Annotated in this window: 18 protein-coding genes; 8 read left to right on the top strand and 10 right to left on the bottom strand. The window is 44.0% G+C overall.

The annotated features are described in order from the left end of the window. Positions 1-19: 19 nt before the first annotated feature. The 4 genes from hflD to JK628_RS13610 all read right to left on the bottom strand — a co-directional run bounded on the left by hflD (position 20) and on the right by JK628_RS13610 (position 3,017). Positions 20-637: a high frequency lysogenization protein HflD gene (hflD, locus tag JK628_RS13625; RefSeq protein ID WP_202285178.1), complete on the bottom strand. Its 618-nt coding sequence runs from the start codon at positions 635-637 to the stop codon at positions 20-22. 3 nt (positions 638-640) lie between these two features. Beyond that, the gene (gene mnmA, locus JK628_RS13620; protein WP_202285177.1) at positions 641-1,756 is read right to left on the bottom strand and encodes a tRNA 2-thiouridine(34) synthase MnmA; all 1,116 of its coding nucleotides are present in this window, start codon (positions 1,754-1,756) and stop codon (positions 641-643) included. A gap of 144 nt (positions 1,757-1,900) precedes the next feature. Then, positions 1,901-2,353 carry an NUDIX hydrolase gene (locus JK628_RS13615; protein WP_202285176.1) on the bottom strand — a complete coding sequence of 151 codons (453 nt, stop codon included), beginning with the start codon at positions 2,351-2,353 and terminating at the stop codon, positions 1,901-1,903. Beyond that, a complete protein-coding gene (locus JK628_RS13610; RefSeq protein ID WP_237524021.1) occupies positions 2,346-3,017 on the bottom strand; it encodes a pseudouridine synthase in 672 nt (223 codons plus the stop codon). Before JK628_RS13610 ends, JK628_RS13615 begins: the two co-directional genes overlap by 8 nt. Positions 3,018-3,314: 297 nt before the next feature. On the opposite strand from JK628_RS13610, the gene JK628_RS13605 reads away from it, so the two are divergent. Then, positions 3,315-5,540: an NADP-dependent isocitrate dehydrogenase gene (locus tag JK628_RS13605; RefSeq protein ID WP_202285175.1), complete on the top strand. Its 2,226-nt coding sequence runs from the start codon at positions 3,315-3,317 to the stop codon at positions 5,538-5,540. Between the two features lie 95 nt (positions 5,541-5,635). On the opposite strand, the gene cspD is transcribed toward JK628_RS13605, so the two are convergent. Then, positions 5,636-5,842 carry a cold shock domain-containing protein CspD gene (gene cspD / locus JK628_RS13600; RefSeq protein WP_202285174.1) on the bottom strand — a complete coding sequence of 69 codons (207 nt, stop codon included), beginning with the start codon at positions 5,840-5,842 and terminating at the stop codon, positions 5,636-5,638. Positions 5,843-6,080: 238 nt separating this feature from the next. On the opposite strand from cspD, the gene clpS reads away from it, so the two are divergent. Together clpS and clpA are read left to right on the top strand one after the other, a co-directional pair. Beyond that, a complete protein-coding gene (clpS, locus tag JK628_RS13595) occupies positions 6,081-6,389 on the top strand; it encodes an ATP-dependent Clp protease adapter ClpS (RefSeq protein ID WP_202285173.1) in 309 nt (102 codons plus the stop codon). 36 nt (positions 6,390-6,425) lie between these two features. Continuing rightward, positions 6,426-8,684 carry an ATP-dependent Clp protease ATP-binding subunit ClpA gene (gene clpA, locus JK628_RS13590; protein WP_202285172.1) on the top strand — a complete coding sequence of 753 codons (2,259 nt, stop codon included), beginning with the start codon at positions 6,426-6,428 and terminating at the stop codon, positions 8,682-8,684. Positions 8,685-8,819: 135 nt separating this feature from the next. Here the strand turns inward: clpA and infA are convergent, their stop codons facing one another. The 3 genes from infA to aat form a co-directional block, all read right to left on the bottom strand. Next, on the bottom strand, positions 8,820-9,038 hold the full coding sequence (infA, locus tag JK628_RS13585) for a translation initiation factor IF-1 (RefSeq protein WP_005500725.1): 219 nt from the start codon (positions 9,036-9,038) through the stop codon (positions 8,820-8,822). A gap of 113 nt (positions 9,039-9,151) precedes the next feature. Further along, positions 9,152-9,877 (bottom strand): arginyltransferase, encoded by a 726-nt coding sequence (locus tag JK628_RS13580; protein WP_202285171.1) that lies wholly within the window; start codon positions 9,875-9,877, stop codon positions 9,152-9,154. Beyond that, on the bottom strand, positions 9,867-10,577 hold the full coding sequence (aat, locus tag JK628_RS13575) for a leucyl/phenylalanyl-tRNA--protein transferase (protein WP_202285170.1): 711 nt from the start codon (positions 10,575-10,577) through the stop codon (positions 9,867-9,869). Before aat ends, JK628_RS13580 begins: the two co-directional genes overlap by 11 nt. 53 nt (positions 10,578-10,630) lie before the next feature. Here aat and JK628_RS13570 point away from each other — a divergent pair, with 53 nt between their 5' ends. The 3 genes from JK628_RS13570 to JK628_RS13560 all read left to right on the top strand — a co-directional run bounded on the left by JK628_RS13570 (position 10,631) and on the right by JK628_RS13560 (position 18,998). Continuing rightward, on the top strand, positions 10,631-11,107 hold the full coding sequence (locus tag JK628_RS13570; protein WP_202285169.1) for a glycine zipper 2TM domain-containing protein: 477 nt from the start codon (positions 10,631-10,633) through the stop codon (positions 11,105-11,107). A 454-nt stretch (positions 11,108-11,561) separates the two neighbouring features. Further along, positions 11,562-11,867, top strand: coding sequence for a hypothetical protein (locus tag JK628_RS13565; protein WP_202285168.1), 306 nt, complete (start codon positions 11,562-11,564; stop codon positions 11,865-11,867). A gap of 621 nt (positions 11,868-12,488) precedes the next feature. After that, positions 12,489-18,998 (top strand): Ig-like domain-containing protein, encoded by a 6,510-nt coding sequence (locus tag JK628_RS13560; RefSeq protein WP_202285167.1) that lies wholly within the window; start codon positions 12,489-12,491, stop codon positions 18,996-18,998. 283 nt (positions 18,999-19,281) lie between these two features. Here the strand turns inward: JK628_RS13560 and JK628_RS13555 are convergent, their stop codons facing one another. Then, positions 19,282-20,649 (bottom strand): aminotransferase-like domain-containing protein, encoded by a 1,368-nt coding sequence (locus JK628_RS13555; RefSeq protein ID WP_202285166.1) that lies wholly within the window; start codon positions 20,647-20,649, stop codon positions 19,282-19,284. A gap of 107 nt (positions 20,650-20,756) precedes the next feature. Between JK628_RS13555 and JK628_RS13550 the strand changes: the two genes are divergently transcribed. Continuing rightward, entirely contained in the window at positions 20,757-21,362 is a 606-nt protein-coding gene (locus JK628_RS13550) for a LysE family translocator (protein WP_202285165.1), read from the top strand. Positions 21,363-21,500: 138 nt separating this feature from the next. Beyond that, positions 21,501-22,763 carry an amidohydrolase family protein gene (locus JK628_RS13545; RefSeq protein ID WP_443020011.1) on the top strand — a complete coding sequence of 421 codons (1,263 nt, stop codon included), beginning with the start codon at positions 21,501-21,503 and terminating at the stop codon, positions 22,761-22,763. A 106-nt stretch (positions 22,764-22,869) separates the two neighbouring features. On the opposite strand, the gene JK628_RS13540 is transcribed toward JK628_RS13545, so the two are convergent. Next, the gene (locus JK628_RS13540) at positions 22,870-23,520 is read right to left on the bottom strand and encodes a glutathione S-transferase (RefSeq protein WP_202285164.1); all 651 of its coding nucleotides are present in this window, start codon (positions 23,518-23,520) and stop codon (positions 22,870-22,872) included. Positions 23,521-23,600 lie beyond the last annotated feature (80 nt).

The following is a 23,600-nucleotide window of genomic DNA, read 5'->3' as shown; positions in this document are numbered from 1 at the left end:
TTGATGAACTTGTCTTATATTATAGGGTGAGGCTTTTCATAGCTGTATCGACTATTGTTTTTCTTGCGAAGACAAGATGCCTACGCTTGCCTCCTAATTGTCGCCATAACACTGCACTGCGCATGGCAGACAGTAAAAGGGCGCGGATCTTGTGTTGTGTCTGGGTGCGTTTTAGAAACTCTGGGTTACCTGATATTTGCAATTTAGGCCCAAGCTCGCTAACTATATCACTGTATATACTCGCAAAATTAGCAATGACCTGCTCATCAGTAATGTCGAAGTGTCCAAGTTGGCGATGAATTTGATTTATCCGCTCAGACAACATCCCCATGGCATTAGATGAGCGCGTAAGTTTACGCTCCAGTGCCAAAATGCCCACTAGATAGCGGGTAACTTCAACATCTTTTTCCTTGCCGTCACCCAGCTGGGCAACAATCATTTGATAACCTTTTCTCAACGCATCTTGGTCAGCGTATACATCGGCCGTTGATTCGGGGCTAGTGACTAACACTGAATTCAAGCTTGCCGCTAGCGCGTCTTTATCGGAGTCGCCATTGCGTGCGATGTATTGTACTTGGGCTACGGCTTGCAATATGCCAGCAAAAGCCATTGTGCGTTCAAACAGCTGATCGCTCATGGATTAATCTCTTATTAGTTCGTCGATTATTCCGCCGCCAAGACAGATTTCACCATCATAAAACACTGCAGATTGGCCTGGTGTCACTGCGGCAACTGGCTCGTTAAAAATAACGCGAATTCTATCGACACTGTCGTAGGTGACTGTGCACGGTACGTCGTGTTGACGATAACGGGTTTTAAGGGTGATTTTAGTACCGTTTTCAGGCCCTTTCTTATCGACCCAATGTAATTGATCAGCGATCAAGCCGTTAGACATCAGGCGAGGGTGATTACCACCTTGACCAACCACTAACACATTACGCACCAGATCTTTATCAACAACATACCAAGGGTCATCATTACTGTTTTTAAGGCCACCAATGCCTAAGCCTTTACGTTGACCTAAGGTGTGGTACATCAAACCTTGATGTTGACCGATCACTTCGCCTTCGCTGGTTTCAATTTTACCCGGTTGTGCCGGTAAGAATGTGGCGAGAAAATCAGTAAACTTACGCTCGCCGATAAAGCAGATGCCTGTACTGTCTTTCTTGTCGTGGGTGATTAGCCCCATCTCTTTGGCTATTTCACGTACTTCGCTTTTTTGTAACTCTCCAACAGGGAATAGCGAGCGGGCAACTTGCTCGTGGCTGAGAGTGTATAAGAAGTAGCTTTGATCTTTATTGCCATCAACACCGCGAAGCATTTGGCTGGTGCCATCGATATCACGGCGACGCACGTAGTGACCCATGGCGATATAATCGGCGTCGAGTATTTCATCCGCGAACTCGAGAAAAGCTTTAAACTTAATCTCTTTATTACAGATGATATCGGGGTTAGGCGTGCGGCCTGCTTTGTATTCAGCAAGGAAATATTCAAACACATTGTCCCAGTACTCTGAGGCAAAGTTGACGGTATGCAGTTTAATACCAAGCTTGTTACAGACAGCTTGCGCATCTTTTAGATCATCAGCTGCCGCACAATATTCATCCGTGTCATCTTCTTCCCAGTTCTTCATGAACAGGCCTTCTACTTGATAGCCTTGCTTCATCAGCAAGTAAGCAGAAACAGATGAATCTACACCGCCGGACATGCCGACAATGACTTTTTTACCAAGATGAGTGGGTTCGATTGATGTCATAAATTCTAAAAAACCTTTGTGTTTGACGAGTGTCGCAGCCATGTATTAGCTAAATATATGGGTAAAAAATCTAATTACAAGGGAGGCCTAAATCAGCCGCTTTCTGCGGGGGCGTATTCTATCACGCATTAGGTGACTGAGCTATCAAAGCAATTGATCATTTAGTAAATCCAGCGGATAGTGTTTATTGTTTAGATAATCTTCAATACATTTAAGCACTAGCGGGCTTCGTAGCTTAGGTTTTAGTGCGGTTATCTCAGGAAATGTGAGCCATCTAGTGCTGCAGATAGCAGGGTCTAAAGGCGTTGAAGAGACACATTTATTAAGCGCTGCATAAAAGGTATAACGAACAAACGCAAGCTGTTCTGTTGCCGTATATTGGTATATCGCCACCAGTCCTTCGGGTTTTATATCAAGACCCGTCTCCTCTTTAATTTCGCGAATACAGGCATCGATAATCGACTCCTTCGGCTCTAGGTGGCCAGCGGGTTGGTTATATTTAATTTCGCCATCAATCAGTTCTTCGACCAACAAATATTTACCGTTTGCTTCAATCACACAGGCTACAGTTGTGTTGGGTTTATACCTATTAGGCATTCTTGCCGCTCATATCCAGTTGACGGTACTGGCCATTAGGTAAATCATCTAGACTCCATTGGCCTATTTTATAGCGGATCAATCTTAACGTCGGGAAACCGATATTGGCGGTCATTCGTCTGACTTGACGATTTCTTCCCTCACAGATCTCAATTTTTAGCCAAGTTGTTGGAATGTTGGCGCGCTCCCTAATCGCGGGTATTCGTGGCCATACTGCAGGCTTGTCCATAATACTAATGTTAGCGGGTAAAGTTAGGCCGTCTTTTAGCTCAACGCCTTTACGCAGTTTATCAAGATCTACTTCTGTCGGTGCGCCTTCAACCTGAACCCAGTATGTTTTAAAGGTTTTCTTTTTTGGCTCAGTAATTTGAGCCTGCAATTTACCGTCATTAGTGAGCAGCAATAGACCTTCACTATCTCTATCAAGACGTCCCGCTGCATATACATCAGCAATTGGAATAAAATCTTTTAGGGTTTTACGCCCTTGTTCATCAGTAAACTGACAAAGTACATCAAAGGGTTTGTTAAACAATACAATGATAGGGTTTTGAACTCCTTTAGGTTTATTCGATTGACGGTAGGGCTTGTTCACCGACTTTGTGGCGAAGCCATTGGGTCTAGTGGGTTTCTTTTGCGGTTTTTTCTTTGAAAATGGCTGAGTCACACGAATTCACTTTTTAAAAAGGGGCTAATTATCCTATTGTACTGCTCATACGCCATTAGTGGAATTTGAATCTTGCGCGGAATGTTTTATGATGTCGGCCATAAAAGTGTGATCCGCAACTAAATTCGCGAGTTTATGAGACCTCAATTGAGAGCGAGGCGGTGAGCAAAATAACAAGTTATCGCACAGCGTGAGTGACGATAAGTATCGAAAGTGACTGAATTTTTTACCTTTTCATCATAAAAATAGACATAATTATTATAAAAATCTTAAATTTAAAATAATGTAGGACGAAAAATGAACGATAAATCATCAACGATCATCTATACCGAAACTGACGAAGCTCCAGCACTGGCAACTCTTTCTTTGTTACCTATTATTCAGAAATTCACTCAAAGTGCAGGTGTTGACGTTGAGACGCGTGATATTTCACTCTCTGGCCGCATCATCGCTGTTTTCCCTGAAAACTTAACCGCTGTGCAAAAAATCGGTGATGCACTGGCTGAACTTGGCGAGTTGGCTAAAACGCCTGAAGCTAATATCATTAAGTTACCTAATATCAGCGCATCAGTTCCGCAGCTTAAAGCGTGTATTTTGGAACTGCAGAATAAAGGGTATGACATCCCTAGCTACCCGGATGAGCCTGCAAATGATATTGAAAAAGATATCCAAGCGCGTTACGACAGAATTAAAGGCAGTGCGGTAAACCCGGTATTGCGCGAAGGAAATTCAGATCGTCGTGCACCAGGCTCAGTGAAGAAGTTTGCCCAGAAAAATCCACACTCAATGGGCAAATGGTCTACAGATTCAAAGTCTCACGTTGCTCACATGAGTGAAGGTGATTTTTATGGTAGTGAAAAATCAGTCACGGTTGTAGCCGCGGGTAGTGTTTCAATTGTATTAAACAAAACTGATGGTTCTGAGCAGGTATTACGCAATGCTATCGCACTACAAGCCGGTGAAGTGATTGACTCTGCAGTTATGAGCAAAGCGGCTTTAGTGAGTTTTTACGAGCACGAAGCTAAGCAAGCGAAAGAGCAGGATGTTTTATTATCACTGCATTTGAAAGCCACCATGATGAAAATATCGGATCCGATTCTTTTCGGTCATGCGGTTAAAGTTTACTACAAAGATGTATTTGCCAAGCACGGTCAGTTATTTGAAGAACTTGGTGTTGATGTAAACAACGGTGTTGGTGACGTGTATGCCAAGATTGCAAATTTACCTGCTGAACAAAAAGCGGCTATCGAAGCTGATATCGCAGCGGTTTACGCTAGCAGCGCTGAATTGGCGATGGTTGATTCAGACAAAGGCATCACTAATTTACATGTACCAAGTGATGTGATTATTGATGCGTCAATGCCAGCCGCTATTCGTACCTCGGGTAAGATGTGGGGTCCTGATGGTCAGCTAAAAGACATGAAAGCAATGATCCCTGATCGTTGTTATGCCGGTGTTTATCAAGAAACTATTGATTTTTGTATCAATAACGGTGCATTTAACCCTAGCACTATGGGTAGCGTACCTAACGTTGGTCTGATGGCTCAAAAAGCCGAAGAGTACGGTAGCCACGATAAAACATTTGAAGTTACTGATGCTGGCACTGTCAATGTCGTTGATCAAGATGGCGTAGTGCTAATGTCACACGAGGTTGAAGTGGGTGATATTTTCAGAATGTGTCAGGTTAAAGACGCGCCAATCCGTGACTGGGTAAAACTTGCGGTTAACCGTTCACGTTTGTCAGCGACTCCTGCAATATTTTGGTTAGATGCTGCTCGTGCTCATGATACAGAGATCATTAAAAAGGTTGAGCTGTATCTTAAAGATCACGACACCAATGATCTTGAACTGCACATCATGTCGCCAGTGGAAGCAACGCGTTATACGCTTGAGCGTGTTAAAGCTGGAAAAGATACCATCTCAGTAACGGGTAACGTTCTACGTGATTACCTCACTGATCTGTTTCCGATTTTAGAGCTTGGTACCAGTGCCAAAATGCTGTCAATCGTACCACTGATGAATGGTGGTGGACTGTTTGAAACTGGCGCGGGTGGTAGTGCTCCTAAACATGTTCAACAGGTAGAGAAAGAAGGTCACCTTCGCTGGGATTCATTAGGTGAGTTTTTAGCGTTAGGTGCATCATTAGAGCATCTAAGCCAAACAACCAACAATGCTAAAGCACAGGTGTTAGCGGATACACTAGACTTGGCCATTGGTCAGTTCCTTGATACCAACAAGTCACCATCACGTCGTGTTGGCGAACTTGATAATCGCGGTAGCCATTTCTATCTTGCTATGTACTGGGCACAAGCGGTAACCGCGCAAACACAAGATAGCGAGCTACAAGCGCAGTTTGCTCAATTTGCTGAAGATTTGACTCGTAATGAAGATAAAATCGTTGCAGAGTTGAATAGTGCGCAAGGTCCAGCAGTTGATTTAGGTGGATACTACCGTCTTGATGCTGCCAAAGCTGCAGCTGCAATGCGTCCAAGTGCGACATTGAACGCAATTGTTAATGGCTAAATGATAAAAGGCCTGTATTGCACAGGCCTTTTTATCAGCAAGAAAAAAGCAGAGTAGATAGCTACTCTGCTTTTTTATTTCAATCACATACTAAACTAGTTAGTTGTCGATATTGCCGACGCGTGCATACCTTTTGGACCTGCTTCCACTTCGAAACTGACGGGTTGGCCTGCTTTTAGAGTTCGATAGCCTTCCATTTCGATGGTAGAATAGTGTGCAAAAACGTCTTCACCGCCAGCATCAGGGCAAATAAACCCGAATCCTTTGGCGTTGTTGAACCATTTAACAGTTCCGCTTGCCATACTTCCACTTCCTTCTGTTGTTCACTTCCCAGTAAGATAGTAAAACTTATCAGCGAGGAAGATCCTCGCGTACTGAACAGAATGAAAGCAGAAAAGTGAGTTGTCAAGATAAAATTAACAAATAGGCAACATAATCCGTACAAAGTTGCACATACTATTTGGTATGATTTGTGGTATTAAATAGATTGAGTTCGATAATCAATTGGAACAAGCCAAGACTAGAGGCTAGTATTGAAACATGAGCAGAACAGAAAACGTTGAACACGTAGAAGAGAGTGTTGAATCAGAACTAAAACAACCTTCTATGTATAAAGTTATTTTAAATAACGATGATTACACTCCAATGGACTTCGTTATTGAGATTTTACAGCTATTTTTTAGAAAGGATGAAGCACAAGCCACTGAAATCATGCTGGCGATTCATCATCAAGGAAAGGGGATTTGTGGTGTTTTCCCTTTCGGTATTGCAGAAACTAAGGTTGCTCAGGTAAATCAGTTTGCAAGACAAAACCAACATCCGTTACTGTGTTCATTAGAGGAGGCCTAATTTGGTTGAATCTGTTGTTAATTTTTGGGGGTGCTTATGCTAAATAAAGATCTTGAAGTCACCTTAAACCTGGCTTTTCAGCAAGCCAGAGATGCACGTCATGAATATATGACGGTTGAGCATCTATTGTTGGCGTTAATCGATAACCCGGCCGCACAAGAGGCGCTAGTTGCTTGCGGAGCAAACCTTGATAAACTTAGAGATGAAGTTTCGAGTTTTATTCAACAAACCACGCCTATCATTTCCGATCCTGAAGAAGAGAAAGAGACTCAGCCCACGCTCGGTTTTCAGCGCGTTTTGCAACGAGCAGTTTTCCATGTCCAGTCATCCGGGCGAAACGAAGTCACTGGCGCCAATGTTTTAGTGGCCATTTTTAGCGAACAAGAATCTCAAGCTGTTTATTTATTGCGCTCTGGTGATGTTAACCGTCTTGATGTGGTTAATTTCATTTCACACGGTTTTTCAAAGAATGATGTTGAAACCGATGCAGAACCCAATCGTATTGAGGATCAAACGGAGACTGAAGAAGAGCGCAGCATTTTGTCGCAATTTACCTCTAACTTGAATGAATTAGCTAGAAAAGGTGAAATCGACCCATTGATTGGTCGAGGTGAAGAGATTGAGCGTTCTATTCAAACCTTGTGTCGCCGTCGTAAGAATAACCCATTATTAGTTGGTGAAGCTGGCGTCGGTAAAACAGCGATAGCAGAAGGGTTAGCATATCGAATCGTAAAAGAAGAAGTGCCTGAAATAATGAGCGAAGCGACTGTTTACTCGCTTGACTTAGGCGCATTGCTTGCGGGTACCAAGTATCGGGGAGATTTTGAGAAACGCTTTAAAGGTTTGCTCAAAGAACTGGCTAATGATGAGCATGCCATTTTATTTATCGATGAAATCCATACTATTATCGGCGCAGGCTCAGCCTCTGGCGGCGTAATGGACGCATCAAACTTACTTAAACCACTGCTTTCAAGTGGTAATTTAAGGTGCATGGGCTCAACAACGTTCCAAGAATATCAAAGCATTTTTGAGAAGGACCGCGCATTGGCGCGTCGTTTCCAGAAAGTTGATATCAACGAGCCTTCTGTTGCTGAGACGACTAAAATCCTTCAAGGGCTAAAGTCAACCTATGAAAAATATCATAATGTGCGCTACACGATGGCAGCATTGAGCATTGCTGCCAAACTGTCTGATAAGCACATTAACGATAGACATCTACCTGACAAAGCCATCGATGTCATCGATGAAGCAGGCGCTCGTATGGCGATGCTACCTGCAAATAAGCGTAAAAAGACCATCGGTCAAAGTGAAATTGAAACCATTATCGCAAAAATGGCTCGGATACCTGAGAAGTCGGTATCGAGCTCTGATAAGGATATGCTTAAGAACCTTGAGCGCAACCTTAAGATGGTGGTGTTTGGTCAAGATATCGCTATTGAGGGGCTTAGCTCGGCTATTCGCTTATCTCGTAGCGGTTTAGGCGGTGAGAATAAACCTGTTGGTAGTTTCTTGTTTGCCGGTCCCACCGGTGTTGGTAAAACCGAGGTCACTAGCCAGTTGGCAAAATGCCTTGGGCTTAACCTAGTTCGATTCGATATGTCTGAGTACATGGAGAGTCACACTGTGTCTCGTCTTATTGGTGCACCTCCTGGGTATGTTGGTTACGATCAAGGTGGTCTATTAACCGATGCCGTGATTAAGAATCCGCACTGCGTAGTGCTACTTGATGAGATTGAAAAAGCCCATCCAGACGTCTATAACTTGCTGCTGCAAGTGATGGATCACGGTACCTTGACAGATAATAACGGCCGCAAAGCTGACTTTAGACATGTCACTGTCGTGATGACTACCAATGCGGGAGTACAGGAAACCGTTCGTAAATCGATAGGCTTTAAGCAGCAAGATCATACTCAAGATGCGTTATCGGAAATTAACAAGGTGTTCTCACCTGAATTCCGTAACCGTTTAGATTCGATTATCTGGTTTAATCACCTTGATATGACCGTGATTGCAAAGGTCGTAGATAAGTTCTTAGTTGAGTTGCAAGCTCAGCTGGACGATAAGTCAGTGATGCTCAATGTCACTGATGAGGCAAGAACCTTATTAGCCGAGAAGGGTTACGATAAGTCTATGGGAGCAAGACCTATGGCACGAGTCGTGACGGATTTAATTAAACGCCCACTTGCTGATGCGATTCTTTTTGGTGATCTTGAAAAAGGTGGTGTTGCCACTGTTGATGCAAAAGGCGATGAGATAGTGATTAAGGTTGAATCACAGGAACAAGCCGTGCACTAAACACCGTTGAGTGGAGTCATCACTTGGCTCCGCTCTCTGGAGAGTGAAGATCCTAGTCAACAGTTCATTGAATTACAGAGAATAAAAAGCCGGCGATAGCCGGCTTTTTTAAATACGTTATAGGCTAATAATAACTTAGCGTGAACGGAAGACGATGCGTCCTTTGCTCAAATCGTAAGGGGTCAGTTGAACCGTTACCTTGTCACCCGTAAGAATACGGATATAGTTTTTACGCATTTTTCCTGAAATGTGTGCCGTTACGACATGACCATTTTCAAGTTCTACACGAAACATTGTATTTGGCAAGGTTTCAAGGATTGTGCCTTGCATTTCAATGTTGTCTTCTTTCGCCATTAATCAGTTATCCTGTTTAGCCTTCAAATATTAAAAACGGGCGTATCATGCCGCAAATTCACGTCGCTGTAAAGAAAAGGTTGAGTGAATCACGGCTGTAGCGTCGTTATAAGTTAATTGCTTATGTTTTTGATCTTAATCTCTGTAACCCAGCCTGAATGCGTGAGAATTTGGTGGGGACGATAGTCTCGTTTGTAATTCATCTTTCGTGACTCATCAATCTGATAGCCTAAGTACAAAAACTGTTTCTGCATCATCTTAGCTATCTTGGTTTGCAGTAATATTAGCAGACTTCCTAACGAGCGCTTATGCTCATCGGGATCAAAATAGCTATAAATCGCAGATAGACTGTTCGGTAGTACATCTGTGACTGCAACCCCAATAAGTTTGTCTGCGATAGAGAGCTCAATAAATACAGGCTGTGTCCAGCTTGCTGTGGCAAAGCTATCGTACTGCTCTGGAGTGGCAGGGTACATTGGGCCGTCTAGGTGACGTGTATTAACATAACGTTCATATAAGGCATATTGCTCGTCTGTTTTATGGTCAACTATTTTCCAGCTTAAATCTTGATTGTTTTTTAGGGTGCGTTTCTGCCTTTTTGACAGTTTAAATTGATCAATTTCAAGTCTAATCGGTAAACACGCGCTGCAGTGAGGACATTGTGGTTTATAGATCATACTACTACTGCGACGAAAACCTAACGCCAGTAGCTGCTCAAACAAGCCGACATCAATGATATCCTCTTGTAATACCATGAGTTGCTCTTGTTGCTCCTCAAGGTAGCTACAAGGAAAGGTTTTGGTTCTGCCAACCGTGATAGATCTAGAGTTAGAGTTCAATCAGTACCTCTGCAGTTAACCAGCTGTCAGGAGCAACCTTGCCATCTCTTAGGTGCTTAAGCAGTACGAGAAAGTCTTTTCGCTTTATTGATTTTGCGCCCAAGCTGTCCAAGTGCGGATTAACGACTTGTGCATCAATGAGTTTAAAACCACACCGTATCAGGTGTTGCTGTAATAAGATCATAGCAGCTTTAGAAGCATTAGTGCGAAGATGGAACATCGATTCGCCGCAAAAAACTTGCCCTATAGCTAAGCCATAAAGCCCTCCAATAAGAGTGTCATCTTCCCACACCTCAACCGAGTGAGCATGGCCTTGATGGTGCAAGCTAAGATAAGCCTGCTGGATATCATCTGAAATCCAGGTTTCATCTTGTTTTGCTCGTGGGGCTGCGCAGCCGCTGATAACAGCTGCAAACTGTTTGTTAATGCTAAAAGTCCATGGTTGTTTTTTAAGGTATTTAACTAAGCTGCGGGGTATTTTTAAATTACCGGGCACAAAAACAGCGCGTGGATCGGGAGACCACCACAAAATAGGATCATCTTGGTTAAACCAAGGGAAAATACCATTGTAGTAAGCGTTTAACAGCCTTTGAGGCTGCAGATCTCCACCAACCGCTAGTAGACCATTAGGATCGCTTAACGCCTGCTCTGGTGGTGGGAAATCGTGTTGATCTTGATTTAAATAAGACAGTGAGTTCACAATTGAGTAAAATTAGGCAATGTACATACCTTTAAGTTAGCGGAAAAATGCATATGTTGAAACCTCATCTTATTGTTTTTACGGTTATCAGTCTGTTTTTGAGCATTCCTCAGCTCAGTGCGGCCCCTTATGATCGTAATCAGGCAGTACCTGTTGAAAAAGTCGAATTCGGCCAAGTGGTTTCTGTGAGAAACATTACGGAGAAACAGTTGGTTGAAGACCAAAATACCGGTTGGAAGACATTCGGTGGTGCATTAATTGGTGGTGTTATTGGTCATCAATTCGGTGGCGGTTCGGGGCAAGATGTCGCAACTGTCTTGGGCGCACTTTTAGGGGCTGGCATTGGTAACCGTTATGGTGACAACTCATACTATCAAGAGCTTAAGTTAGTAGAGATGATGATTACCTTAGACACAGGTGAACAGGTCATGGTGATCCAAGATTTAGATCAAGGGATGATTTTTAACATCAATGATGACGTTAGAGTGGTTTACCTCAAAGGTTACGTTAGAGTCGATCAGCAGATGTGAGCAACTTACGTCACTTCGGTCTTTAGTGACATTTTTTAAAAAGCACTATCGTTGGTTTTGTCGCTGATGAGTCAAGCAATGCTTTAACTTTGAATAAAGAAACGTCGCGGCGCTTAGCCCACCAGACCCAAAATGGGCAAGCGCTTGCCCATTTTTCTTAACATTACAAAAGAAGTGCCTCAGCGCCCCAGCGAAATTTAAAAAGCAAAATTTCCAGCGGGGGAGATTAGGCTCTGCGAGTTTCTTTAAATGTGTTTAAGTCGTGACGTTTACTGAAAAACTACAATTTCCTGTTTAAAAGCTTAAAACTGAAATGCTAAGTATTTGCGCTTTTATAACCCAGTGTAGATGCGACAGCGGCCAAACCCAACGAGCGATTTGTGCCTCGCAGACAGTGGAACTCACAAATACTAAGACGTTATATGCTTTTCAAATAATGGCGTTTTAAAATAGTATGGAAACAAACTTAAAGATCATTGAAGCTTTAGCTAATGGTATAAATCCACTAACAGGTGAAGCTCTACCTGAAGAATCTCCTTACAATAGTCCTGAAATTATCAGGGCTTTGTTTTCCACATTGGAGTTCATAAAACATCCAGCTAAAAAGCAACCTAAGGTTAAAAAGACTCTTGAGCAAAAGCAGGCAGAAAACCTTGAAAACGGTTTACCTAAAAATGCTGGCTTACCTTGGACTGGGAAGCAAAAAATAATATTGAATCAAGACAAAGCTCCTGAAACACAACCGCAGTTTAAAATTTAATCAAAAAGTGCCAGGTAGCTTAAAAACACCGTGTTATTCAAATCTGCATTAAACTTTTAATATAAGTTTAAAATTTTTCATTTTAAACTTTTGTATCTCTACATATGACTTTCTCTATTACTTTATAAATATTCAGCACCAATTTTTAGTCGTTTAATCTATATAAGCGCACCCCGCCAGTATAGAACTCTTAATTAAATCCATAATGTCTAATGTTTGCACAGCAATACTGTGAAGAACCCCACCGTCAAAGGGTCAATTTTTTGACACTGAGATGTTGCGAGTATTGTTTATTTCATGTAAAACATGCTGTTGAATTGTGATCGCAGCTGTTTTTTTGGTGTTTCTGGTTTCGAGGTGTGTGTATTTGGTTATCGTTATGTATGTTTTGCCTAAGCGCTTAAATATCAAGCTACACATCTGAAGGGGTTTCTGACTTTACTTGGGACATATCAATATTTAAATCCCAATTTTTCTAGTAGAAGTTAATTTTCTGTAACTGCTAATTAGATTACTTTTTCATGAAATACACAAAAGTATGCGAATAACAAATTTGGTCATTAATATTTCTGAAAATCACTCTAGGTTGGCAGAGATTAGATAACTATAAATGAGACTTAAATGAATATAACAAAATTCCGTCTTACTGATAGGCGGGCATTAATTTCGAGTGCGATTTTACTTTCGTGTATCGGCTCTCCCTTTAGCATTGCATATGCACAAAGCGGTGCTACCTATATTACCGATACCGGCCCGACACTAGATGATAGACGAGGTTATGGAGAAACCATTAGCTTTGACATTAATCTTAGTGGTGAATTGCCTATTGGCGATGCTAAATTAACTATCTATGGCCATGACGTAGATGAGGAATATGGGGAGTTAGATGAAGTATTCTTCAATGGATATAGCCTAGGTTATCTGAGTGGAGAGAACAATAAGTGGAGCACCACGGTTTTTGATCTGCCTCTTGAATACGTACAACAAAATAACAACAGTGTCATCGTTGAACCAAGCAGTGGATGGCTGGTTACTGTTGACTGGGGTCAATTATTGATCGATGGCGGCTCACGGGAGCATGCCGAAACAACTCAAGTAAATATTGTAGACTACAGTATTGCTAATTCAACAGTAAGTATTGACACCACATCGAGTGTATCGATAAAAAGCGATGGCAATTTCAGGCTAGAAGTAAGCCTGATAGCGCCGGATCAATCAGCAACAAGCATTGATAGTCATGATTTTTCTGCTAGTGCAGGTGAACAGAAACGATTGGATGTCACCTCAAATTATAATCTGTCATTGGCCAGTGGCACCTATACCATCAAAGCGAGCATATTTTACATTGATAACGGCGTGCCGATTCAACAGGATATTGATGAAACAAGCTTTGAACATGTTATTAATGAGGGGCCACAACAGAGTAACTCAGCTCCTATTGCCAATGATGACGCTGCAACGGTTGATGAAGATAGCAGTGTGACTATTGATGTATTGTCAAATGACTCTGATGCAGAAGATGGCAAGCCGACTATCACCAGTGCTAGCGCCACAAATGGCAGTGTGAACATAGTCAATGACAAACTTTTGTATCAGCCAAATAGCCAATTTAGTGGTGTAGATACCATCAGTTACACAGTGAGTGACTCCGAGAATGAAACAGATACAGCGATAGTCACAGTCACGATCAATCAAATTAATGATGCACCAACGATTACCGGCAGCCCAAGTACCCAGATCAATCAAGGCCAGTTGTATAGTTTCAGCCCTGCAGCTGCTGATATCGATGGTGACAACCTGTATTTCAGCGTGACTGGAGTGCCGCAGTGGGCAAGCTTCAATGTGCAAACGGGTCAGATCACTGGTACCCCAAGCAACGGTGATATCGGCAACTCAGCTGCCATTGTGATTAGGGTACGCGATCGCCAAAGTGGTGGTCTCAGTGCCAGCTTAGCGCCGTTCAATATTGAAGTTGTTAATGTTAACGATGCACCGACCATCACAGGTAACCCAAGTACCAGTGTCAATCAAGACCAAGGCTATAGTTTCAGCCCAGCAGCTGCTGATATCGATGGCGACAACCTGTATTTCAGCGTCACAGGACTGCCGCTGTGGGCAAGTTTCAATGCGCAAACGGGTCAGATCAGCGGCACCCCAAGCAATGATGATATCGGTAACTCCGCTGCTATTGTGATTACGGTAAGTGATCGCCAAAGCGGTGGCCTCAGTGCCAGCTTAGTGCCGTTCAATATTGAAGTTGTCAATGTTAATGATGCACCGACTATCACAGGTAACCCAAGTACCAGTGTCAATCAAGACCAAGGCTATAGTTTCAGCCCAGCAGCTGCTGATATCGATGGCGACAACCTGTATTTCAGCGTCACAGGACTGCCGCAGTGGGCAAGTTTCAATGCGCAAACAGGTCAGATCAGCGGCACCCCAAGCAACGATGATATCGGTAACTCCGCTGCTATTGTGATTACGGTAAGTGATCGCCAAAGCGGTGGTCTCAGTGGCAGCTTAGTGCCGTTCAATATTGAAGTTGTCAATGTTAACGATGCGCCAACAATTACTGGAAGCCCAAGTACCAGTGTCAATCAAGACCAAGGCTATAGTTTCAGCCCAACAGCTGCTGATGTCGATGGCGACAACCTGTATTTCAGCGTGACTGGACTGCCGCAGTGGGCAAGTTTCAATGCGCAAACGGGTCAGATCAGCGGTACCCCAAGCAACGATGATATCGGTAACTCAGCTGCCATTGTGATTACGGTACGCGACCGCCAAAGCGGTGGTCTCAGTGCCAGCTTAGTGCCGTTCAATATTGAAGTTGTTAATGTTAACGATGCACCGACCATCACAGGTAACCCAACTACCAGTGTCAATCAAGATCAAGGCTATAGTTTCAGCCCAACAGCTGCTGATATCGATGGCGACAACCTGTATTTCAGCGTGACAGGACTGCCGCAGTGGGCAAGTTTCAATGCGCAAACAGGTCAGATCAGCGGCACCCCAAGCAACGATGATATCGGTAACTCCGCTGCTATTGTGATTACGGTACGCGACCGCCAAAGCGGTGGCCTCAGTGCCAGCTTAGCGCCGTTCAACATTGAAGTTGTCAATGTTAACGATGCGCCAACAATTACTGGAAGCCCAACTACTACAGTCAATCAAGACCAAAGCTATAGTTTCAGCCCAACAGCTGCTGATATCGATGGCGACAACCTGTATTTCAGCGTGACTGGACTGCCGCAGTGGGCAAGTTTCAATGCGCAAACGGGTCAGATCAGCGGCACCCCAAGCAACGATGATATCGGTAACTCCGCTGCCATTGTGATTACGGTACGCGACCGCCAAAGCGGTGGTCTCAGTGCCAGCTTAGCAGCGTTTAACATTGAAGTTGTCAATGTTAATGATGCGCCAGAAGCTGCCAATGACATTGCTATTGTAGATGAAGATAGCAGCGTTACTATCGCTGTGTTAAGTAACGATACAGATAAAGACGATGACCAGCTTACCTTAGTCTCTGCAAGTGCAAATAATGGTGAGGCGAGTATTACGGCAGATAAACTGCTCTATAAACCTGACGCTGATTATTATGGAATAGATACCATTATCTATAGCATCGAGGATGGTAGAGGAGGGCAAGCCAACGCTACTGTCACGGTTACTGTCAATAGTGTTAACGATGCACCTGATACAAAGCCTAGCACTGCTGAAGTGATGGAAGATGACAGTGTGACTATCGATGTCATCCATAATATTAAGGATATCGACGGTGGCACCATTACGCTTATTCACGCAGCGGCCGAAAACGGCACAGTGTCGATTGTCGATGGCAAACTGGTCTTTACACCGAATGAAAATTTCCATGGTGTAGATACGATCACCTATACCGTCACTGATGGCCAAGGTGCTGAAGTTTCGGAAATAGTGACCGTTACAGTGAAGCCTAAAAATGATGCTCCTGAGATTGAGGGAACGCCAATCATAGAAGTTATGGAAGGCGAAGCTTATCAATTTGCGCCAGTGGCTAGTGATTTAGATATTGATGATGAGTTGGTATTCTCTGTAGAAGGGGCTCCAAACTGGCTGAGTCTCGATGCAAAAACGGGGCTGCTAACGGGGATTGCTGAGTTTAGCGATGTGGGCTCACATGGACCGATTAACATATCAGTCACTGACGGTATTGAAACAGCTGCGCTAGATGCCTTTAACATTCAGGTGATCGCTAAAGATAGCGATGGTGATGGTCTACCTGATGGTAATGAACTCTTGTGTCAACTGGACCCATTTGATCCGGCAGATGCAAATGCTGATAGCGATGGTGATGGCATAACCAACGGTGAAGAGTGTCTCAATGGTGGTGATCCGTTTCTTGATGATGTTGCGCCTGAATTGCTGCTACCAGCGGATGTCAGTGTGGATGCAAACGCGCTATTTACTAAGGTTGAATTGGGTAGTGCTGAGGCTTTCGATTATCTCGAAGGTGTTAAAGTCAGCTGCTGCGAGCCACAGCCAACATCACTGATTGATGGCCTACCATTTTTCGAACCTGGTATTACAAAGGTGATTTGGGAAGCAACCGATGCAGCCGGTAACACCAGTCAGGCAGAGCAAACGGTTAATGTGCATCCATTAATTACATTCGCAAAAGATCAAACCGTTACAGAGGATAACCAGATACAAGTTCAAGTTCATCTTAACGGTCCATCACCTGTGTACCCGCTGGAGATTGGCTACTTAGTATCAGGTACCGCTACTGACAAGGATCACGACCTTGAGTCTGGGGTACTGGTTATTGAAGAGGGGATTGAAGCGAGTATCACTATCAATATCTTTGATGATGAAGTAGATGGCGAGGGCAGTGAAACTATCGAATTGACCTTCGATGGCGATTTTAACATGGGTAACAAGCAAAGCCATCTGATCACAATTGTTGAGGGTAACCTTGCACCTAAGGTTGAATTAACTGTTAACCAAAATGGTATTCAGCGGACACAATTAGCAAGTGACGACGGTTTAGTCACAATAGATGCTCTAGTGAGTGACCTAAATATCACAGATAGCCATCAGTTAGAGTGGCAGTTCAGTGATGACAGTATTATTAACCTGTCCTCCGATCCTGAGGTGTTTAGCTTCGATCCTGCCGGGCTAACTCCGGGTGTCTTCACCATCGCTATTTCTGTAAGTGATGATGGCGAGCCAGCATTGAAGACACAGGCTGAACACCGGCTGTTATTAAAGTCTAGTCTGCCGACTTTAGGTTTAGGTGACAGTGATAACGATGGGATCTCTGACCGAGAGGAGGGCTATAGAGATATAGACTCCGACGGTATTCCCGATTACCTAGATGTCATTGCAGAGTCTAACGTGCTCCCTGAAAGAGCAGCGAATCAGCAAGGTTATCTGGTTGAGTGTGACCCTGGCGTCAGTTGCCGATTAGGAGACTACGCATTACTCGGTGAGCATGGCGGCGTGCAGATAACTGCAGATGATATTGCCGTTGAAGGTGATGATCTTATCGCCGATAGCTATAGCAATGTGGGGGGGATTTTCAACTTTGAGATCCACAACCTACCTATTGCCGGTCAATCTGTACAGGTCGTTATGCCACAGCGCGTACAGATCCCCGCAAATGGGGTTTACCGTAAGTTTATCGACGGTCAATGGATTCATTTCACCGAAGATGCAAACAACTCCTTGAGCTCAGCCCTAGGTGAGCCTGGATATTGTCCTCCTCCTGGTGAGAGCAGCTATCGTGCAGGCCTAAACGAGGGTGATTGGTGTGTACAGGTAAATATTGAAGATGGTGGGCCTAATGATGCCGATGGCATAGTGAATGCGAGCATTGTCGATCCTGGTGGCGTCGCTATCTCTCACAGCGTTGCACCTGTGAATTCAGATAAAGATGCCAGTAACTCTGGCGGCAGTCTAAATTGGTTATATCTGTTACTGACGGCGAGCGTGGTTGCTAGCCGACGTAAAGCGGTAAAAAACCGTAAAGCATTGGCACTTACTGGGGTCGCTCTGGCCTCAGCAATGCAACCTATAGCGGCTCAAGCTACTGAAGAGGCACAAACTGTTCCAACAGCCCAAGGCTGGTTTGTTTCCGGTGACTTAGGCATGGTGACATCTTCAGGAAGTGAAGATCGTATCAATGCAGGTCTTGTGGATTTCGATGCTCACCTTACCGATATTAATGAACAGCGTTTTGGGTGGAAACTTGGCGCTGGTTACCGCTTCAACGACTACTTTTCGTTGGCTTTGGAGTTCATTGAACTGGGTGAGGTGGATGCGAGTTTTGCCGGTGAAGTTGCCGACCCGTTAGCGTTTTATGAGCAGATAGAGAAACTTCACCCTGTTTCAGCTAGAGGCCCTGGTTTATCCATGTTATTGCACTACCCGATAATGCAAGATATCGACCTACAGGGACGTCTAGGCGCTTTACGCTGGGAGGATCAATATAATACACACGAACCCATTGATGGACTCGTTGGCAGTGATACTGAAAAAGGAACCGATCTCTATTACGGTCTTGGTGTCAGTTGGCGTCTAGCGCCTAAATGGGAAGCTAATCTAGAGTGGCAACGATTTAATCTGCAAGATACAACAAATATGTTTAGCTTAGGGATCAGGTATTACTTTGGTGATGCTAAGTCTACAACCAGCAGTTATACCGCCGCCACAACTGCGAACTCTACAGCCATTACGGATCCTGCAGTCATTGAGCCTACAGTGGTAAAAGCTGCGGTAGTAAAAGCTGCACCAAATCTGCTACCTGCAATCGCTCAGCAGCAAATGATGCTGGTCAAGTTTGCTCGTGATAGCAGTGTCCCGCAAGATGAAGAACTAGTGCAATTAGATGATTTTATCAGCCAGTGGACTAATAAGAGGGTGGAGTTCATCATCACTGGCCACACGTCTCGGCGCGGTGCACAAGCCTATAATCAGACGCTTTCTGAGCGTCGTGCAAACTTTATTGCTGAACACCTATCAAAAACACACGGGCTAAAGGTTAAAGTCATACGTGCCTATGGTGAGACCAGGCTTAAAGTCACAGGAGTTGATGAAGCCGCCAATGCACAAAATCGTAGAGTGGAGGTCAGCATACAAGCCAAGTCAGCGCCCTAGGTTTGTTCAAGCCCTAGATTAGGGCCAAGCCAGTAGCCAAAAACGCCGCGATTAATCGCGGCGTTTTTATTCTTAGCACTAAACCTAAATCCCTACGTAGAAAAGATAGCCCACTCTTACTCTTTGCCTCCCTACTTTGAGTGCTGCGCAGTTAGAATGCAGGTTTCTTTAGCAATACTAAACAAACTCAATAGCAAAGAATTCGGCCTCCTTTAGATATAGCAGCTCTTCGGCTGCACGACTGAACGAGCACAGCATGCAGGCCCTGTATCTAGAGGCTGGATTACACAAATGAGTAGCTGCTTTGACTCAGTTTCAATATCGTGGATTCAATTAGCGCTAACTGCTTTTTAAACTCTGTTTCATCGCATGTGCCACCAATGCTTAATCGAATATGATTATGGCGATTATCAAAATCATCCCCATCACGAATGAGTATCCCTTCAGCAGCCAATGCGGCAACTACATGGTGAGATTTAAGCGGTAAAGAAAGTTGTAGCCAACCGTTGAGCCCACGCCAGGTTTGACTTAGGTTCAAACGCTCGCCCATAGCGATGCACAGACGTTGTCTGTTAGCTATTTGCTGCTCTCGATCTCCCATGAACGCCTTATTGCCTATGATCTTGCAGGCAAGCTCGGTATTGAGTGGTGACACCATCCAACACTGGCTATAAAGCGCCTGTTTTATTTTAGCCAGCAAGGGCAAAGGGCAGAGCAGAAAGCCTTGACGTAACCCGCCACAAAACAGCTTTGATAGGCTGGATAGATAAACCACTTTTTGTTGCATCTCATCTTGAGCAGATGCTTGATCTAAGCACCACATTGGCGTGTGCCACTCAACAGGCAGGCTGTAGTTTACATCGTCTTCGATGATGATGACGTCATATTGACGTGCAAGTTCGATAATGGCTTGCCGTTGCTGCAAGCTGTATTGGATACAGGTTGGGTTTTGATTATTAGGCGTAAGGTAAAGCACTTTAGGTTGATAGCGGATCATTTTCTGCTTCAACTCTGCAAGGGCTAAACCATCTTGAGTCAGTGATACCTTCTCTATATTGAGGCTGAGTTGCTGCGCTGCCACTTTAATGCCTGGATAACAGTTGTCTTCACATAGCAGGGTTTCACCGGCATTCATCAATCCATTCAGTACGGCAAATATGCCTTGCTGTGCTCCATGGGAGAAAACGATTTGATCACAGGTTTGCGGTATTTGACGTCCATGCAACCATTGGCTGAATTTGAGTTGATGCTGCGGTAGCGGGTCTGCATGGTATTGCATAAGCTGACTGATGTTATGCGGCTCTTTCGCCAATTGGCTGAGAGCATCACTAATGATGCTGGTCTGATTCGTTAAAGGTTGTTCACAGGTGGCAAAATTGGCAGCTTGAGATTTGGATTGAACCTCTCGGCCTTTTACAAATGTACCGGCGCCCACTTTGGCAAACACATAGCCACGTTGCTCTAGTAAAGCATAGGCGCGCGTTACTGTGCCAATGGTTACGCCAACGATATCTGCGAGTTGTCGTTGAGGGGGAAGTTTACTGTTGGCCAGCAATAGCTCGCTATTAATTGCATCTTCCGCAGCTTCGGCAAGACGAACATACAAAGGTCCTTTGTAGTTTTCAAGTGTTGGAACCCAAATTGTACCCATGACAATAAAACCATTGATCTCTATTTTGTATTGATTACTATGCGCTGTGTAAGGTTAGTGTGTCAATAATTGTACGCGTACAATTTTAAAGGGGTGGGAGAGATTAAATGGATTCTATGTTGGCTTTAATGGTGTCAGCTGCAATTTTTTGCGCGACGATGACAATGACGCCGGGGCCCAATAATATATTGCTGGCCACGTCAGGCGCTAACTTCGGCATCAAACGAACGCTACCACATATCATGGGGATCCGTGTCGGACAAACCTTGTTGCATATCGCTATTTTATTAGGCTTAGGAGGGCTATTTCAAACTTGGCCTGTATTGCATAGTGCTCTAAAGGCTGCGTCAGTGTTATACCTTGTCTATTTGGCCTATCGAGTGGTGAATATGCCAGTGGAGACAGATTATAAAGCGGCTGATAGAAAGCCGATGTCGATGAAAGAGGCCGCTCTTTTTCAATGGATTAACCCTAAAAGCTGGATGGCAACAATCACCCTTTGTACTGCGTTTACGGTGAGTGGAGATGCTTACTGGGCGAGTGCCATCTTGGGTTTACTGGTATTCAATATTGTTGGCTTTCCCGCATCGTTTACCTGGGTCATTTTGGGCGCCGCGATAAAAAACACATTGAATTCGGCTAAACGACGTCGCTATTTTAATTGGAGTATGGGCGGGCTATTGATGGTGACAATTCCCATGGTAGTAATATGAGTTTTGTATTTATGTTTTGATGCAATCTTTAGATAGATTGGGTATACATAGGTAATTAATATAACTAAAGACGATGGCATGATGAATATAATTGACCATAAAATCCTAAAGCTATTGAGTAAACTCGCCGTTGTTTCTATGGCTGTATCAGCTTTGCTAAGTCAATCCGTAATGGCGAACACTCAGGTTATTCATGCTGGAGAGTTACTATCTATACCGGGGCAAGCGCCATTAAAAAACTATACTGTTGTGGTTGAAGATGGTGTGATTACCACGGTTAAAAAAGGCTTACTACCTGCATCTTCCTTTGCGAGCGATGCAACACTTATAGATCTTTCCAGCTATTTTGTGATGCCCGGTTTAATGGATATGCATGTGCATTTACAGATGGAACTCGGACCTGATAATACCGCTGACACCGTGAAGTTGTCTGATGCTGATGTCGCTATGAAAAGTGTGCATTACGCAAAGACGACTTTAATGTCTGGTTTTACGACTGTGCGAGACCTTTTAAGCGAACCTGAGCAGATGTATGCGCTACGTGATGGTGTAGAAAAAGGCTGGATAGAAGGGCCACGGATTATTGCTGCCGCTGGGATCTCGATTACTGGCGGCCACTTAGATGCCGATGGCATGGCACCAGATCTATTGGCGATGAAATCATCTAAAATGCTATGTGATGGTCCTTTTGAATGCCGCAAGATGACTCGCAAAGCCATTAAGTATGGCGCTGATGCGATTAAAGTGGCCTCGACTGGCGGTGTGTTATCCAACACCAGCACTGGCACGGGTCAGCAGATGACAGATAATGAGCTAAAAGAGATCGTTGAGACAGCGCATGCACTGGGTAGAAAAGTGGCGAGTCACGCACATGCTGCGGCGGGTATTAATGCCGCGCTAAGAGCGGGGGTTGATAGTGTTGAGCATGGAAGTTATGCGGATGAAGAATCGATTAAGCTGTTTAAGAAAACCGGTGCGTATTTGGTCCCGACACTGCTTGCAGGTGCCACTGTGGTTGATATGGCACATACATCTAATTTTATGCCTGAAGCGGTTAAGGCTAAAGCGATAAAGGTAGGCGGAGACATGCTTGATAATTTTACTCGCTCCTATAAAGCGGGGGTTAACATCGCCTTTGGTACCGACAGTGGGGTATCAAAACACGGTACTAATGCCCAAGAAGCGGTACTGATGTATCAGGCGGGGATGACGCCCGCAGATATTTTAAAATCTGCCACTGTTAACGGCGCAGACTTAATTGGCATGAGCGATAAGCTCGGGACAATTGAAGTGGGTAAATACGCTGATATCATTGCCACTGATGCCAGTCCGTTACAAGATATTGAACAGCTATTAGATGTTGATTTTGTGATGAAAGCAGGCAAAGTTTACAAGCAATAAGTTGGCCGAGATTGTTTCAAAAAAGGAGCTGTAGCGCCTTTTTTGAAGACTGCACTATATCTGTAAAAGCATTTACCGAGCAAAAAGACTATTTGACCGATAATATTTACTTACCGAAAACAAACGATTGCTCACTTTCAAGCCAGGTCGGATATTTTTTCATTATCGTTATAAACTCATCACTTTGAAGATGATCCGCTAGCCATAGTTGCACATTTTTATAAGCCGATTGCTCGAACCAGACTTTGTCGACATGGGCAAACTGCCTGATGAAAGGATAGATGGCGTAATCGGCTATAGAGGGCGTTGTTCCCAAAAGTTGAGGGTGTTTGCTTAATAGGTTTTCAAGTTGGGCTATAAACACTTCGCCTTGTTCACGGTAATATTGCTGACTGTATTCGGGATGGCGGTCGGCATATTTATATTTATCTAGCCAGCCTTTAAAGATCTGATCATTATAATCAATCAGTGCTTTTGCTGACTCATGTTTGTTGCTAGCCGCTGTTAATAGCAGGTCGTTGGGATCGTTTTGCGCCAGTGCCCAGCTCATGATTTCAATGCTTTCTTCAATCACTTCACCATTGGGTAAAATCAACACTGGCACAGTGCCTTTGGGTGAGGCTAAAAGCATCGCCTCCGGCTTATGTCTCAGCACGATTTCTCGCAAGCTAACTGTTTTGTTTGCGAGAACTAGGCCAAGCCTAGCGCGCATCGCGTAGGGGCAACGCCTAAATGAATACAGTGTTGGTAGGGTCATAATATTATTATTGTGAATAAAAACTATGCTGCTATTTTTAACTGGCTCAAGCTAAATAACAATCATTATTCGTTTTTTTG

It is taken from the genome of Shewanella sp. KX20019 (genome assembly GCF_016757755.1).
In the GTDB taxonomy this organism is placed as follows: Bacteria; Pseudomonadota; Gammaproteobacteria; order Enterobacterales; family Shewanellaceae; genus Shewanella.
This window is presented reverse-complemented; position numbering and strand designations above follow the sequence as displayed.

Bases quoted from the DNA above. Each gene is read 5' to 3' on its own strand.
- JK628_RS13550 (WP_202285165.1), top strand. From the start codon at position 20,757: ATGGATTCTATGTTGGCTTTAATGGTGTCAGCTGCAATTTTTTGCGCG.
- hflD (WP_202285178.1), bottom strand. From the start codon at position 637: ATGAGCGATCAGCTGTTTGAACGCACAATGGCTTTTGCTGGCATATTG.
- infA (WP_005500725.1), bottom strand. From the start codon at position 9,038: ATGGCGAAAGAAGACAACATTGAAATGCAAGGCACAATCCTTGAAACC.
- JK628_RS13565 (WP_202285168.1), top strand. From the start codon at position 11,562: ATGGAAACAAACTTAAAGATCATTGAAGCTTTAGCTAATGGTATAAAT.
- clpS (WP_202285173.1), top strand. From the start codon at position 6,081: ATGAGCAGAACAGAAAACGTTGAACACGTAGAAGAGAGTGTTGAATCA.
- clpA (WP_202285172.1), top strand. From the start codon at position 6,426: ATGCTAAATAAAGATCTTGAAGTCACCTTAAACCTGGCTTTTCAGCAA.
- JK628_RS13540 (WP_202285164.1), bottom strand. From the start codon at position 23,520: ATGACCCTACCAACACTGTATTCATTTAGGCGTTGCCCCTACGCGATG.
- JK628_RS13560 (WP_202285167.1), top strand. From the start codon at position 12,489: ATGAATATAACAAAATTCCGTCTTACTGATAGGCGGGCATTAATTTCG.
- JK628_RS13570 (WP_202285169.1), top strand. From the start codon at position 10,631: ATGTTGAAACCTCATCTTATTGTTTTTACGGTTATCAGTCTGTTTTTG.
- JK628_RS13545 (WP_443020011.1), top strand. From the start codon at position 21,501: ATGGCTGTATCAGCTTTGCTAAGTCAATCCGTAATGGCGAACACTCAG.
- JK628_RS13555 (WP_202285166.1), bottom strand. From the start codon at position 20,649: ATGGGTACAATTTGGGTTCCAACACTTGAAAACTACAAAGGACCTTTG.
- mnmA (WP_202285177.1), bottom strand. From the start codon at position 1,756: ATGACATCAATCGAACCCACTCATCTTGGTAAAAAAGTCATTGTCGGC.
- JK628_RS13605 (WP_202285175.1), top strand. From the start codon at position 3,315: ATGAACGATAAATCATCAACGATCATCTATACCGAAACTGACGAAGCT.
- cspD (WP_202285174.1), bottom strand. From the start codon at position 5,842: ATGGCAAGCGGAACTGTTAAATGGTTCAACAACGCCAAAGGATTCGGG.
- JK628_RS13615 (WP_202285176.1), bottom strand. From the start codon at position 2,353: ATGCCTAATAGGTATAAACCCAACACAACTGTAGCCTGTGTGATTGAA.